This window comes from Paenibacillus sp. Marseille-Q7038 (assembly GCF_965111595.1).
The window spans coordinates 753,431-766,594 of record NZ_CBCOOM010000001.1; the positions used below are offsets into that span (position 1 = coordinate 753,431).

A 13,164-nucleotide genomic window follows, 5' to 3' on the forward strand; every position below is an offset into this window, starting at 1 on the left:
GTCAAGCAGAGTATCATTGGAATACTTGGATGGTTTTAGTAGATTGGAGCGATTAAACGAGTGGAACTACGACAGTTGCAGTACTTTTTAAAGGTTGCACAGAAAGAACACGTGACTCAAGCTGCGGAAGAGCTTCATGTAGCTCAATCCGCAGTAAGTCGCCAGATTCATCATCTTGAAGAGGAACTCGGAGTCGACTTGTTTATGCACAAGGGAAGAAATTTGCAACTTACTCCTGTGGGACAATTATTCTGTAAAAGAGTAGAGGGAATTCTTAAGGACTTGGATCGGGCTGTTGGTGAGGTACATGAATTTTCGGACCCTGAAAAAGGGGAAATTCGTATTGGTTTCCCGCATAGTCTTGGTATCCACCTTATTCCTTCTGTCGTTTCGGAGTTTAGAAAGCGCTATCCTAATGTGAAATTTAAGTTTAAACAAGGGATGTACCCAACATTGATTAGAGACGTATTATCTTCAGAAGTAGATCTGGCATTTATTTCTCCTTTTCCTGAGAAACATGAGCAGATCGGTGGGGATGTTGTTCTTACAGAAGAGTTGTTTGCCATTTTACCACAAAATCATCCGCTTGCTGGAGAAGAAACAATTCGATTGGAACAATTAAAGGAAGATAAGTTTATCTTATTTAGCAAAGGTTATTCTCTAAGGCCAATCGTATGGCATGCTTGTTTAGAAGCAGGATTTACACCGAGGATTGCATTTGAAGGAGAAGAAACCGATGCGATTCGTGGTCTTGTAGCAGCCGGGATGGGAGTAAGTGTTCTTCCGGAAATGGCATTATTTCAAACCAACCCGCTTCAACCTGCTAGAGTAAGATTATCAAGCCCGAAAGTAACACGTTCGATTGGGCTTATTCATCGAAATGATGAGAAGTTACCGCTGGTTGCGCAGTCTTTCCGGTCATTTTTACTTGATTACTTTGGCTTAGAAAATAACAAAACCCCAGTCAATTAAGACTGGGGTTTCTTATATATTCGCTATTCACGGTTACTTGTGAAGATCGCGATATATCTAATTAGCTCAAGCAGTGAGATAAGAGCAGCTGCAACATAAGTCAGGGCTGCGGCATTAAGAACTTTACCAACGCCACGTTCTTCTTCTCTCTGGATGTAGCCTTCTTGTACAATAATGTCGCGAGCCCGGTTGCTGGCATTAAATTCAACTGGAAGGGTAATCAATTGGAAAGCTACCGTTACAGAGAAGAAAATAATACCAATACCAATTAAGTTAAGTGCATTAAAGAGAAATCCACCTAAAATAAGAAATGGTGCAATACCGGATGCGAAGTTCACGACGGGGAAAATTTTGTGACGCAATACGAGCATTGGGTAATGTTCTTTATGCTGAATCGCGTGACCTACCTCGTGAGATGCAACAGAGATGGCTGAAATCGATCTTTCGTAATATACGGGCTCTGACAGCCGAACCACACGGTGAATCGGGTCATAGTGGTCAGAGAGAGCTCCACGCACAGGCTCAATCGGTACATCCTGAAGTCCATTTAGATCGAGCATGCGTCTTGCAACATCGTAGCCCGTCATTCCCGTTGTGTTTTCCACTTTAGCCCATTTGTTAAAGGTACCTTTTACTCGGAACTGTGCCCAAAGTGACAATATAAATGCAACGATAATGAGAACATACAAAAAACCCATAAATTTACCTCCATTCTTATAAATAACTACATCATGGAGCTTTCAAGCAAAATCTTCAGTGCTTCCATACAAGCGGCACTTTTCGTTAATAAACCTGCAACGACTTTGTGCTGGTGAGATGGTTTCATGTCTTGAAGGAGAGGTTTCAATTCATTCATTTCTCGTTCAAGCTGCTGTACATGAATTTCCAGACTGTTAAGTTTGCTTGTAACCTGCTCATTCGAGGAAACGGAGCTCCATTTTTCTAAAGACTGTTTAATCTCATCGAGACTATACTTCTCTAGTTTCATCTGGATAATACGTTCGAGACGAGACAAGGTTTCATGATTGTATAATCTATAGTTTTTTTGTGTACGTTGCTCTGGCGTGATCAGCCCAAGCTTCGTGTAATAGTCAATCGTACGTTCACTGACACCGGCAGCTTTCGACAATTCACCGATTCGATACAGCTTCATATCCCCATCGAGAAACACTCACCTTTCTCTATTCAATAAACAATATGATACATGATGAAGAACCGTACAGTCAAACGTCACACTTTTTAGGTCATTATATACACTTGCTCTCATAATTAGTCAAAAAAATAATCATATATGGTAACGATTTTATATAAAGATATACATTGTCAATAGGATGAGGTAGTGATTATAATCTTTACGATAAATAATTTTTCGTTAGGTGTTAATTTATATAACATATACATACCAATACATACCAATTTTTAAATTAAGATATATACGATAAGGACAGGAGGCAGGGAAAAATGGAACCTTTAAAATCTACAGGGCAAAGCCCATTAAGAAAGATGGATGATCTGGAAAATGTGGATTCCGCCTTTACATTGAAGCAAGCTCGTATGAAGAGACAAGAGCAATTACAACATGGTATTGATGAAATAAATATACTGGATTGGTATCAACTTGTTAATGATTTGCATGATGCCATTGCAAAGAAAGCGATAGAACTCACAGAAAAGGAAATGTGGAAGGAAGGATTAGGGCAGGCACCGGTTCCTTATGCTTTCGTTGTATTTGGCAGCTCTGGAAGAAGGGAAGCAACGCTGTGGAGCGATCAAGATAACGGAATGATTATCAGCGATGAAGAGCATCCAGACAAAGAACATTTTTTCAAAGAGTTTGGTCTAAGACTAAGTAATATGCTGGAGTCCGCAGGTTATGCAAAATGTGAAGGCAAGGTAATGTGTTCTGAAGCATTATGGGCAAGAACGCTCTCTTCTTGGAGGGAACAACTTAGTGAATGGTCGAGTGACTTGCTATGGGAACCGGTACGCTATTTCATCATTGCTGCTGATATGAGGCATGTCGCTGGGGATCTCGCTTTATCCAATCAGTTCCAGGAACATTTCTCTTTCTTATTTGAATCGACGCCTGATTTATCAGCAGCTGTATTACGCAACACCGTAAAACATAAAGCCACCTTAAATATCCTAGGTCAAGTAGTGAAGGAACGTTTTGGTGAGCATGCTGGGGGATTTGGTGTGAAATACGGGATGTATATTCCGCTTGTGAATAGCGGGCGCTATTTCGCTTTACAGCACGGTCTAAAAGAGACCAATACACTACAACGCTTAAAGAAACTATCGACTTTGGAAGCTGCTCCATCCCATCTGATTGAACCCTGTGAAAAAGCATTCTTGATCGCACTGCATTTAAGAAGAAGCGCTCTGATGAAGGAAGATCATGGTGTATTATCAAGTAGTGGATATATTGATCAGGCCCAATTAAAAGAAAGGGACACACTAGATGAACTAAGAGTAGGGTTGTCTGCTGTCAAGAAAATACATCGGAATCTGCAAAGACAACTTCGATTTATCGAAAGGGGCCGGATATGAAAGAGCCTAGCAGGGGGAATAACGGTTTTTGGAACTCGTTCAGACAAGGCGGAGTACCGTCTGCGATCGCTTCAATGATGGGGACTCCTACGGCACAGCAAATGGCTTTTTTACGTTCACTCATGAGAGAAAATCGACGGCCGGAAACACTTCGGACACCACTAAATGAACTAGATGCGGTTGTATTTGATTTAGAGACTACTGGTTTTGCTCCCCAACATGGAGATGAGATTTTGTCTTTTGGTGCAGTGCGGGTTGTAGGTGGTAGAGTGAAAGAAGATGAACAGTTTTATACTCTTGTTAAAACGAAGAAAAGTATTCCGGAGCACATAGCTAAGCTTACTGGAATTACAACAGAGATGACCCAGGATGCTCCTCAGCTATTGAATGGATTACATGATTTCATGTCTTTTGTAGGTGGGCGTGTTCTTGTAGCCCATGCGAGTGCACATGACAAATCATTTCTGAATGCTGCACTGTGGAAAACCTCAAAAGTGAGACTAAGCCACCGGGTCATTGATACAATGATGCTAGCGAGATGGCTTGAACCGCAGCGGTCTGGTTATGGACTCGATGAATTGCTCCAATCAAGAGATATTGAAATTAAGGGGAGACATCATGCCTTAGAAGATGCGATGATGACAGCTCGTTTATGGGGATCCTATCTCGATGATATCTCTAAGATGAATGTGGTAACTTTGTCTGATTTATATCATCATCTAAGTCACGCATAGTGTGGCAGGTCTAAGGCTATAACCATGATCTTGTTTAACAACCTCATAAGCATTAAGTTCTATTCGCTGTGCTTTGGGGTTAATTCCCGCTATGAGATACACCTCCATCAATTGTCCGTAAGACTGCAAGTTCTGAAGATCCTCAGCTGAGGGAAGCGGAGCGGAAACAGGGTGCGTGTGAAATAGACCTATTAAATCAGGAGAAGTTAGCAGATGATGAACCCACACTTCAGGTTCGAGCTCAAAGTAATGATTAGGTTCTGCTGCCACATTCTTGACAGATATAATGGAATGGATGTCAACAGAGTTGTCAATTGACGAGGTGCCTAGTAGTAAACCACATCCTTCAGAAGGCCATGATGCATTGAAGTGATATTTTATTTGTTCGTTAGTTGCAGTCGTCATTCGGATGATCATGTTAAGAAGCTCCTTCTTCTCTTTTTAATAAGATACATGCAGCTCCTTTTTAGAAAAGGAGTTTTTTGTGATATAATTAACCAAAATTAGGGGAAAAATGAGATCAAGGATATCAATTAACGAAGCATATATAGTCTATAACAATGAAAAAGGATGGGCAAATGAAACGTAACTTGTATATATGGGCTGGGATTCTACTGCTAATCGGTTTTGCTTTTTGGCAAACGAGTAATAAAGAAGGGGGTCTGTCTATTCAAAATGTATTCCAAACGGACAACCCTATTCCTACGGAAACGGGTGCAAAAGCAGGACTGCTTGCACCATCTTTTGAGTTAAAAGGACTTGAGAATAAAGAAACTTATAAAGTAGGCGGGGGAAGAGAAAAGGCACTCTTGCTTAATTTTTGGGCTTCTTGGTGTGATCCTTGTAAGATGGAAGCCGCTTCTTTAAATATGCTTGCGAAAAACTACAAAGATAAGCTTGATGTATATGGAGTCAATGTAACGAAATATGATACCGTTAAAGAAGCCAAACAATTTGTTGACACATTTAAACTTCAATTTCCCATCTTAATGGATGAAGATGGCGCTGTTTATGATTTATATAAAGGAATGGCATTTCCGACAAATGTACTGATTGATAAAAACGGAGTGATCCAAGAGATTATTCTAGGTATTTTGACGGAAGAAGAATTAGAAAAGAAAGTGAAGACACTTGTGAAATAAGAAGAGGCTGCAGATGATGAGATCTGCAGCCTCTTTTTGCATATAGAAGACAGAAGTTTAATGGTTTACTAATCCTTGTTGCGGCAAAGCATCCGGTTCAATGAACTCGGAAGGATTCTCCTCGAGAAGTGCATACCGGAAACTGTGCACGAGTGCTTCCCAGCTGGCTTCAATAATATTCTCGGAAACACCAACGGTGTTCCAGGTATCGCTGAAGTTTTTGGATTCGATGAGAACTCTAACTTTGGCAGCTGTCGTATCTTTATCGTCAAGTACTCTAACTTTGTAGTCAGATAAATGCATGTTTTTTAAAGTAGGATAGTAAGTGACGAGTGCTTTACGAAGTGCGTTGTCCAGTGCATTTAGGGGTCCATTACCTTCAGCAGCTGTATAGTGACTGCGGCCACCAACGTTTAGTTTGACAAAAGCTTCGGATACAACGGGTTTACCCACGCTTTTCTCAACCAACATCTTAAAAGACTCAAAGGTGAATAGTTCTTGCATATCACCGTTTGCTTCCCGAATGAGGAGTTCAAGAGAAGCATCTGCTCCTTCAAACTGATAGCCTTGATGTTCGAGATCTTTAATTTTGTCAATTACGTTTTTGGTCTGTTCACTGGTTGGATCAAATTCAATTCCCATGTCTTTGGCCTTGGAAACAATGTTGCTCTGTCCTGCAAGCTCAGATACGAGTACTCTTTGTTTGTTACCGACTTGTTCGGGAACAATATGCTCATACGTACGGGAATCGCGCATAATCGCCGATACATGAATGCCGCCTTTATGAGCAAAAGCTGCATTACCTACATAAGGCTGGTTAACCGGCATATTGACATTCGCAATCTCGCTGATATATCTAGCCACATTGGTTAATTGCCCAAGTTTTTCTTCTTCAACGCAGTCATAACCGAATTTTAGCTGCAGATTTGGTATGACGGAGCACAGATTAGCGTTACCACAACGCTCACCATAACCGTTGATCGTTCCCTGGACTTGTCTTGCCCCAGCAGAGATGGCTGCCAGTGTATTGGCTACAGCCAGCTCACAGTCGTTATGGGTATGGATGCCAAAATTTGCATTTGGTAATTGCTCGGTCAGGGAGGATACCACCTCATGTACTTCATGCGGCATCGTTCCGCCGTTCGTGTCACATAGAACAAGCCAGTTGGCGCCTGCTTCATATGCTTTTTTTATTACAGATACGGCATACGCTGAGTTGTTTTTGTAACCATCAAAAAAGTGCTCCGCATCAAAAATGACCTCTAGTCCGCTTTGTTTCAGATAACGGATGGAGTCATAAATCATTTCTAAGTTCTCTTCCAGTGTCGTTTGGAGTGCCGTATGCACATGAAAATCCCAAGACTTGCCCACGAGTGTAGCTGCATCTGCGCCTGATTCAATAATTCGATTCAGATTGGCATCTTCCGCAGCGACGCTGCCTTTGCGGCGTGTGCTCCCAAAAGCTACGATTTTTGCAGAAAGTCCGAGCTCCTGAACACGCTTAAAAAATTCAATATCTTTCGTGTTACTTCCTGGAATGCCGCCTTCAATATACTGTACTCCAAGAAAATCAAGTTTCTTGGCAATATGTAATTTGTCGTCTACAGATAAACTGATTCCTTCACCTTGTGTGCCATCGCGAAGTGTAGTATCGAAGATGGAGATGGACTTAGACATGAAATGTAATCCCCCTTTTAAGAAGTCACCCTTAGCTTTATAATTTTACTATTATATCAGTTCTTACCTGGAATGTAAGATGTTATTTTGTAATTATTATGGACGAATTCATTTATTATGGACGTAATCCGGTGTACTTAAGGAGATATTAACGGTAAAATAAAGCTTTAATGGATTGCTTTTATATCTATTCAACGAGTAAAAGAGTAAGGAAGGTATCCGCATGGAGAACGTAAAGAATTATTATCCTGTAAAGGGACGCGTCATTTTACATGTAGATATGAATGCTTTTTATTGTTCCGTTCATGCTGCGGAAAGGCCTGACCTTTATGCAGGGAAACCAACAGCTGTTGCCGGTAGCAGTGAAAAGCGTAAAGGAGTTATCGTAACCTGTTCTTACGAAGCACGTAAACTTGGAATCAGTACAGGAATGGTGGTAAATCAGGGACTTCGAAAATGTCCAGAACTTATCGTTATTTCACCAGACTTTCATCTATACCGTAAATACTCCAAGGCATTTATGAAAATCGCGTATGAATATACACCGGAACTTGAGGCCACATCGATTGATGAATGTTACTTGGACATTACGGGTTCAAAACAATTTGGTACGCCCATTCAGATTGCAGAAGAAATTCAAAGAAGAATTAATGAAGAACTAGGAATTCCTTGTTCTATAGGGATTGCCCCTAATAAACTGCTGGCGAAGATGGGTTCGGATATGAAAAAGCCGAACGGCATAACCGTTCTCAGATTGCGGGATGTGGAAAAGATACTATGGAGTAAGCCGTGTGGGGAACTCTTTGGAATTGGTCAAAAAACAGCAGAAAAACTTCGGAAACTCAACATTATGACGATTGGGCAGCTTGCAAAGGCAGATGAGCAGATGCTTAAAGACTATTTTGGTGTACTTGGTACATGGATGAAGCAAGCGGCTAATGGGATCAGTGATTCACCAGTTCTCGCTGACCGTGAACCGAATAAGTCGATCGGGCACACCACAACGCTTCCTGAAGATATATCAAATCAAAGCGACATTAACCGTGTTCTCCTTAATATCAGTGACCAAGTGGGTCGCCGTTTGAGAAGACAAGGAATGATGGCAGGCGGGATCCAGATTACGATTCGCACACCGGATATGAAAACCATTACTCGGTCCCATGCGCTGCAGGTACCTACTGATTATGACAAAGACATATATAAAGAAGCTGTGGATTTATTTTATCGGCAATTTGGTGCAGGTAAACCCATTAGGTTGCTCGGAATTACGCTGCAAAATCTGATTCCTAAGAGCGAATCTGTAGTGCAGCTGGATTTATTTGATTATCAAGAACAGCCGAAGAAAGAATCACTTATTAAGGTAATGGACACACTAAGAGATAAATTTGGAGAAAACGCGGTGGTAACGGCAGGGATGCTGGGAGACGATCCTTCCACCCTGATACGCAACTATAAATCACGTGGAACATCCTTACAAAAAGATAATCTTTCTCTCCCAGAATAGGGACTTGACAATGTCCTACATACAGGTCAAAATGATTTGTATTTGTTATCAGTTTGTATTAAACTGTTTGTTAGTATAGGTAAAACCTACTGGTTTGTTGTGTTTAAATATAGGAGGCAGAGAAGAGATGGCTAAGTATACTTGGGTTGAAAAAGATACATGTATCGCTTGCGGTGCTTGTGGTGCAACAGCGCCTGATATTTATGATTACGATGATGAAGGTCTTGCGGAGGTAATCTTTAGCGGGGATGCGAACCACGGTAACGCAGAAATCCCAGAAGATCTTCATGAAGATATGCAAGATGCTTGTGATGGTTGCCCTACAGATTCCATCAAAGTGGCAGATACACCATTTAACATGGAAGGTTAATCCTATCCATTTCAGATGATCGCCTTGGTGCCGAGTTACGGTGCCGGGCGTTTTTTTGTATAAAGGATGCCGCAAGGTCTATAGATTCCGGCACAGGCCGAGGACAGGTAGAGCTTAAGCTTGTCCACGGCCAAACGAATCCGGATAAAGCATATTATTAGCTAGATTAAGGGTTTGTCGACTCGCCGATAATGACGAAGACAGCAATTAAGATAATAAGGAGCAAAACACTTAGTGCGGTCCAGAACAAGGCTTTCCGATTTACTTCTTCTTTCTTTTGCTGCAAGCTTGGTTTCTTCCTCTTTTGAGACATGGCAGATGCTCCTTTCACGGCAAAAGTTAGATTTTATCATAAGCTTTCTCTATTGTATTCAAACTGGGATAAATTATCAAAGTATTATATCTGTCTGGATCTTCGCAAATGGGTAAGGCGTTAGGTCTCTATCCCTTTTCTTTTGCAACAAAAAACGCTAAACTGGAGAGTAGAGGGGATGCTGGTGATATCAAAAAGCACGCTGTATTCATACTATATGTTGTAAGTTTACATATGATGTAGCTAGATATAGGAGCAGTGTTTTGATACATTTGTAAGCACCCATAAAAGATCTAGTAAACGGAGTGGATGATTTGCTGTATCGTAATATCGGAAAACCTTTTTTCTTCGCAATGGACGCTGAAAAAGCACACCATCTTGTTATAGGCAGTCTGAACAAAGCAGGCCGAATACCAGGAGGAGTGAACTTACTTCGTTCCATGTATCGTGTACGTGAAACAGCGGATCTTGCAACCGATTTATTCGGTCTCCATTTTCCCACGCCGATAGGTCTTGCTGCAGGACTGGATAAGAATGGGGAAGCTGTTCCTGGATTTTCTTCCATTGGATTTGGATTTATGGAAGTGGGAACCGTAACGCCAGAACCACAACCCGGAAATGAACAGCCTAGACTGTTCAGACTTCCTCAAGATGAAGCACTTGTTAACCGTATGGGATTTAATAACCAAGGTGCAGCGGCAATGGCAACCGTTTTGTCCGGCTTAAAGGAACGACCGATACCGGTTGGAATTAACATTGGAAAAAACAAGATCACTGCGAATGAAGATGCTCCATTAGATTATCGCAAGTGTATCGAAATGTTGTATTCGCATGCTGACTTTTTTGTTGTCAATATTAGTTCTCCGAATACACCGGATCTACGCAGTTTGCAGCATGGAAGCGAACTTAGTGATTTGCTTGCAGCTGTTATGGATCAGATGAAGAAAGAATCTCAGAAATCAGGCGTAACAAAGCCTGTTCTAGTCAAGATTGCACCGGATGTAACTGAGATTGAACTGAAATATATGGTGGATACGATTTCAAAAAGCGGTGTTTCGGGTATCATAGCTACGAATACAACAATAAGCCGCGAAGGATTGACTCATGAGAATGCGAAAGAAACAGGTGGACTGAGTGGTAAGCCACTTCGTGATCGTTCAACTGAAATCATCAGCCAGGTTTACCGTCAAACGAATGGGAAGCTCCCTATTATCGGATCGGGAGGCATTTTTACAGCTAAAGATGCTTACGAGAAAATTAAAGCGGGAGCAAGTCTGGTTGAGATTTATACCGCGCTTATTTATGAAGGTCCTGAGATCAATCAACGTCTTCATGAAGGACTCAGGGAACTGCTCCGTAAGGATGGATATCGTCACATATCCGAAGCGGTTGGAGCCGACCATAGATAAGTGGCTGGTACTATAATGAATAAGATTTAGGCATGAGCATAAGACAGGAGGCATAGGCAATGGACGGAAGAGACTGGGGGACATTTTTGCTTCCTTACGAACAGGCCGTAGAGGAACTTAAGGTTAAGTTTAAAACAATGCGGGCAGAACTTAAAAAACGTGAAGAGTATGCACCTATCGAATTCGTAACCGGTCGCGTCAAGAAAATTTCAAGTATCTTGGATAAAGCCAAACGGCTTTCAGTGCCCATGAATGAAATTGAAACCGGGATCGAGGATATCGCAGGTATTCGGATCATGTGTCAATTTGTGGAGGATATTCGCAGAGTGGCCGAGTATATTCGGGAACGAAAAGATTTGAAAGTTCTTTATGAGAAGGACTACATTACCAATTTCAAGGAAAGCGGTTATCGTAGTTTCCATATGATTGTTGAATATCCTGTCCAGACAGCGCTTGGTCAAAAGCATGTACTTGCTGAAATCCAGATTCGTACTCTAGCGATGAATTTCTGGGCTACCATTGAACATTCTTTGAACTACAAATTTAGAGACAATCTGCCTGATATGGTAAGAGAGCGTCTGAAGAAGACTTCTGAAGCTGCCTTTATACTGGACAATGAAATGTCTGCAATACGGCTCGAGATTCTGGATGCACAAAAAACGTTTGAAGATGAATCTAGTATCATCTCCAAGACACTGGCTATCATTCATCAGTTATATTTCTATCACCTTGTGGATGAAGCGATTGATGCACAACAGAAATTCAATACGTACTGGCAAGCTCACGACATCGAGGCAATTAAGCATTTATCTGGAGAAGTAAAGGAACTGCTTAATAAGGCAAGAAAAAGCAGTGAAACCGATGAGTTCTAAATACGATCCACTCTATGTCGATTACCTGGTCTATTTTAACCGGGACCGTGATTATTTTGAGTGCCATGAAGTACTCGAGGAGTTGTGGCTTGCAGAGGATCGTGAGCCTGTATATAAAGGATTGTTGCAAGTCGCGGTAGGAATGTATCATTATCGGAATCAGAATCTACGCGGGGCGCAGTTAATGCTTAACAGTGCTATCCAGATTCTTGAACCTTATCCGGAGCAGACACTGGGTATAGAACTTGGACTTCTTCTCTCATCTTGCCGTAATGCACTGGAGAAACTGCAACATTCGGACCAAACTCCTGCACCTTATCATGATTATACAATCGTGATTTCGGATGATGAACTAGAAGAAGCAGTATATCAGAGATCGAAAGAATTAAAACCGAATATACCTCAGCGGAGAAGTCCGACACGCGGGAAAGTGTACGAGGAACGAATGAAAGCACTCGGTAAAAACGGATTCACATCCTAATCATATAAACCCCCGACTCTTCACTAATAAAGTGAAAGAAATCGGGGGTTTATATGATTATATATTAGCTTTTTGGAAAAATTAACTGGGATGTACTTCGCTAGAAGTAGGAGCACCTTCGGGTGCATATTTATCATCGATAAAGGTTTGGATTTCCTCAATTGATTTACCTTCTGAAGTGAGTTTTACGGTATCTCGTAGTTCTTCTAGACAAATACCGCACTGAGCACCGTGATCGGTCCATGTCACTTCCCCGTTCTCTTCAGAAGCGATGAAGCAGCGGTACAGAGAATCATGAGCTGATTCATAATCCATACATCCACAGTAACAGTTGAGCATTTTCAGTTCTTCTTTAACTTGTCCGACAAGAGCGTAGGTCGCTTGTGTGTTATCTGTATATTTGGTGAGGAACTCAGGCATTTCTGTGAGAGAGGCACTAGCCTCATACTGTTCACTTTCTTTGCCATGCATGGTGTGGTCGTGTCCTGCTTCTTTTTGCCCGCAGGCACTGAGTGCAAGGCTACCGAAGATGAGACCGGCGAAGAGGGTTCCATACCATTTGGTTTTCAATTCACAGCATCTCCTTTATATTTCGTAAAGAATGCTTTGATATCATTTTCCGTATAGCCAGTATTCGTGCCTTCTTCTTGGATACCGCCAACAAGACGCTCTTTCTCTACACCTTTCTCAAAATAAACAAGGGTTGGTGTAAATTCAATGTTGTAATCTCTCCAGCCGCTGTCAAATTCTCTTAAATTAAACTGCGGAAGATCAACGCCTAGATCGTCTGCAATCGGCATCAGTTTTGGAGTCGTTGCACGGCAGTGAGGACAATCAGAAGCAAAGAAATATACGAAAAAGTCTTCTTTGTTTTCAATTTTTCCCTTGAGTTCTTCCGGTAGGATGATATTCTGATAATTTGGATCATCTAATATTTCGAGTGTTGCTGCATTCAGCTTCGACTGAGGAAGCCCATATACTTCGTTAATATTGTTGTTATTGATCATGTTCATGGTGACAAGTGCGCCGATCAGTATGACAAATGCAGCAATAAAGGCAATAATAGCAGTGTTCGATTTTTTGTTTTTCTTACTGGTATAGCCTGTCTTCGATTTGGTTTGTGTTTTAGAACTCATTGTT

General features: G+C 41.4%; 16 protein-coding genes. 9 read left to right on the forward strand and 7 right to left on the reverse strand.

Annotation, left to right across the window (positions count from 1 at the left end; translation table 11 throughout):
- Positions 1–60 precede the first annotated feature (60 nt).
- On the forward strand, positions 61–972 hold the full coding sequence (locus ACWPWY_RS03710; protein WP_454190443.1) for a LysR family transcriptional regulator: 912 nt from the start codon (positions 61–63) through the stop codon (positions 970–972).
- 23 nt (positions 973–995) lie between these two features.
- Here the strand turns inward: ACWPWY_RS03710 and ACWPWY_RS03715 are convergent, their stop codons facing one another.
- Both ACWPWY_RS03715 and ACWPWY_RS03720 read right to left on the reverse strand, forming a co-directional pair.
- Positions 996–1,670, reverse strand: coding sequence for a zinc metallopeptidase (locus ACWPWY_RS03715; protein WP_454190444.1), 675 nt, complete (start codon positions 1,668–1,670; stop codon positions 996–998).
- 26 nt (positions 1,671–1,696) lie between these two features.
- The gene (locus ACWPWY_RS03720; RefSeq protein ID WP_454190445.1) at positions 1,697–2,125 is read right to left on the reverse strand and encodes a MerR family transcriptional regulator; all 429 of its coding nucleotides are present in this window, start codon (positions 2,123–2,125) and stop codon (positions 1,697–1,699) included.
- A gap of 308 nt (positions 2,126–2,433) precedes the next feature.
- Between ACWPWY_RS03720 and ACWPWY_RS03725 the strand changes: the two genes are divergently transcribed.
- Together ACWPWY_RS03725 and ACWPWY_RS03730 are read left to right on the forward strand one after the other, a co-directional pair.
- On the forward strand, positions 2,434–3,522 hold the full coding sequence (locus tag ACWPWY_RS03725; RefSeq protein WP_454190446.1) for a DUF294 nucleotidyltransferase-like domain-containing protein: 1,089 nt from the start codon (positions 2,434–2,436) through the stop codon (positions 3,520–3,522).
- Entirely contained in the window at positions 3,519–4,256 is a 738-nt protein-coding gene (locus ACWPWY_RS03730) for an exonuclease domain-containing protein (protein WP_454190447.1), read from the forward strand. Before ACWPWY_RS03725 ends, ACWPWY_RS03730 begins: the two co-directional genes overlap by 4 nt.
- Here ACWPWY_RS03730 and ACWPWY_RS03735 read toward each other — a convergent pair.
- The gene (locus tag ACWPWY_RS03735; protein WP_454190448.1) at positions 4,242–4,673 is read right to left on the reverse strand and encodes a Mov34/MPN/PAD-1 family protein; all 432 of its coding nucleotides are present in this window, start codon (positions 4,671–4,673) and stop codon (positions 4,242–4,244) included. The genes ACWPWY_RS03730 and ACWPWY_RS03735 overlap by 15 nt on opposite strands.
- Before the next feature lie 161 nt (positions 4,674–4,834).
- On the opposite strand from ACWPWY_RS03735, the gene ACWPWY_RS03740 reads away from it, so the two are divergent.
- Positions 4,835–5,398 carry a TlpA family protein disulfide reductase gene (locus ACWPWY_RS03740; protein ID WP_454190449.1) on the forward strand — a complete coding sequence of 188 codons (564 nt, stop codon included), beginning with the start codon at positions 4,835–4,837 and terminating at the stop codon, positions 5,396–5,398.
- A gap of 57 nt (positions 5,399–5,455) precedes the next feature.
- Here the strand turns inward: ACWPWY_RS03740 and cimA are convergent, their stop codons facing one another.
- On the reverse strand, positions 5,456–7,075 hold the full coding sequence (cimA, locus tag ACWPWY_RS03745) for a citramalate synthase (RefSeq protein WP_454190450.1): 1,620 nt from the start codon (positions 7,073–7,075) through the stop codon (positions 5,456–5,458).
- Between the two features lie 223 nt (positions 7,076–7,298).
- On the opposite strand from cimA, the gene ACWPWY_RS03750 reads away from it, so the two are divergent.
- Both ACWPWY_RS03750 and ACWPWY_RS03755 read left to right on the forward strand, forming a co-directional pair.
- Positions 7,299–8,579: a DNA polymerase IV gene (locus ACWPWY_RS03750; RefSeq protein WP_454190451.1), complete on the forward strand. Its 1,281-nt coding sequence runs from the start codon at positions 7,299–7,301 to the stop codon at positions 8,577–8,579.
- Positions 8,580–8,706: 127 nt separating this feature from the next.
- Positions 8,707–8,949 (forward strand): ferredoxin, encoded by a 243-nt coding sequence (locus ACWPWY_RS03755; protein ID WP_191798134.1) that lies wholly within the window; start codon positions 8,707–8,709, stop codon positions 8,947–8,949.
- A 166-nt stretch (positions 8,950–9,115) separates the two neighbouring features.
- Here ACWPWY_RS03755 and ACWPWY_RS03760 read toward each other — a convergent pair whose 3' ends face one another.
- Positions 9,116–9,262, reverse strand: a complete 147-nt coding sequence (locus tag ACWPWY_RS03760) for a hypothetical protein (RefSeq protein ID WP_191798136.1) — start codon at positions 9,260–9,262, stop codon at positions 9,116–9,118.
- A 314-nt stretch (positions 9,263–9,576) separates the two neighbouring features.
- On the opposite strand from ACWPWY_RS03760, the gene ACWPWY_RS03765 reads away from it, so the two are divergent.
- From ACWPWY_RS03765 to ACWPWY_RS03775, 3 genes are read left to right on the forward strand one after another with little or no spacing between them, the layout of a single operon-like run.
- Positions 9,577–10,671, forward strand: coding sequence for a quinone-dependent dihydroorotate dehydrogenase (locus tag ACWPWY_RS03765; protein WP_454190452.1), 1,095 nt, complete (start codon positions 9,577–9,579; stop codon positions 10,669–10,671).
- 59 nt (positions 10,672–10,730) lie between these two features.
- Complete coding sequence (locus tag ACWPWY_RS03770; protein ID WP_454190453.1) at positions 10,731–11,543, forward strand: GTP pyrophosphokinase; 813 nt, start codon at positions 10,731–10,733, stop codon at positions 11,541–11,543.
- Complete coding sequence (locus ACWPWY_RS03775; RefSeq protein WP_454190454.1) at positions 11,533–12,024, forward strand: DUF309 domain-containing protein; 492 nt, start codon at positions 11,533–11,535, stop codon at positions 12,022–12,024. Before ACWPWY_RS03770 ends, ACWPWY_RS03775 begins: the two co-directional genes overlap by 11 nt.
- A gap of 81 nt (positions 12,025–12,105) precedes the next feature.
- On the opposite strand, the gene ACWPWY_RS03780 is transcribed toward ACWPWY_RS03775, so the two are convergent.
- Positions 12,106–12,594: a PCYCGC motif-containing (lipo)protein gene (locus ACWPWY_RS03780; protein WP_454190455.1), complete on the reverse strand. Its 489-nt coding sequence runs from the start codon at positions 12,592–12,594 to the stop codon at positions 12,106–12,108.
- Positions 12,591–13,160, reverse strand: coding sequence for a thioredoxin family protein (locus tag ACWPWY_RS03785; RefSeq protein ID WP_454190456.1), 570 nt, complete (start codon positions 13,158–13,160; stop codon positions 12,591–12,593). Before ACWPWY_RS03785 ends, ACWPWY_RS03780 begins: the two co-directional genes overlap by 4 nt.
- Positions 13,161–13,164: the final 4 nt, after the last annotated feature.

Excerpts from the sequence above, each read along its gene's own strand:
- ACWPWY_RS03750 (WP_454190451.1), top strand. The coding sequence starts at position 7,299 with ATGGAGAACGTAAAGAATTATTATCCTGTAAAGGGACGCGTCATTTTA.
- ACWPWY_RS03760 (WP_191798136.1), bottom strand. The coding sequence starts at position 9,262 with ATGTCTCAAAAGAGGAAGAAACCAAGCTTGCAGCAAAAGAAAGAAGAA.
- ACWPWY_RS03730 (WP_454190447.1), top strand. The coding sequence starts at position 3,519 with ATGAAAGAGCCTAGCAGGGGGAATAACGGTTTTTGGAACTCGTTCAGA.
- ACWPWY_RS03785 (WP_454190456.1), bottom strand. The coding sequence starts at position 13,160 with ATGAGTTCTAAAACACAAACCAAATCGAAGACAGGCTATACCAGTAAG.
- ACWPWY_RS03775 (WP_454190454.1), top strand. The coding sequence starts at position 11,533 with ATGAGTTCTAAATACGATCCACTCTATGTCGATTACCTGGTCTATTTT.
- ACWPWY_RS03725 (WP_454190446.1), top strand. The coding sequence starts at position 2,434 with ATGGAACCTTTAAAATCTACAGGGCAAAGCCCATTAAGAAAGATGGAT.
- cimA (WP_454190450.1), bottom strand. The coding sequence starts at position 7,075 with ATGTCTAAGTCCATCTCCATCTTCGATACTACACTTCGCGATGGCACA.
- ACWPWY_RS03770 (WP_454190453.1), top strand. The coding sequence starts at position 10,731 with ATGGACGGAAGAGACTGGGGGACATTTTTGCTTCCTTACGAACAGGCC.
- ACWPWY_RS03715 (WP_454190444.1), bottom strand. The coding sequence starts at position 1,670 with ATGGGTTTTTTGTATGTTCTCATTATCGTTGCATTTATATTGTCACTT.
- ACWPWY_RS03735 (WP_454190448.1), bottom strand. The coding sequence starts at position 4,673 with ATGATCATCCGAATGACGACTGCAACTAACGAACAAATAAAATATCAC.
- ACWPWY_RS03755 (WP_191798134.1), top strand. The coding sequence starts at position 8,707 with ATGGCTAAGTATACTTGGGTTGAAAAAGATACATGTATCGCTTGCGGT.
- ACWPWY_RS03740 (WP_454190449.1), top strand. The coding sequence starts at position 4,835 with ATGAAACGTAACTTGTATATATGGGCTGGGATTCTACTGCTAATCGGT.
- ACWPWY_RS03720 (WP_454190445.1), bottom strand. The coding sequence starts at position 2,125 with ATGAAGCTGTATCGAATCGGTGAATTGTCGAAAGCTGCCGGTGTCAGT.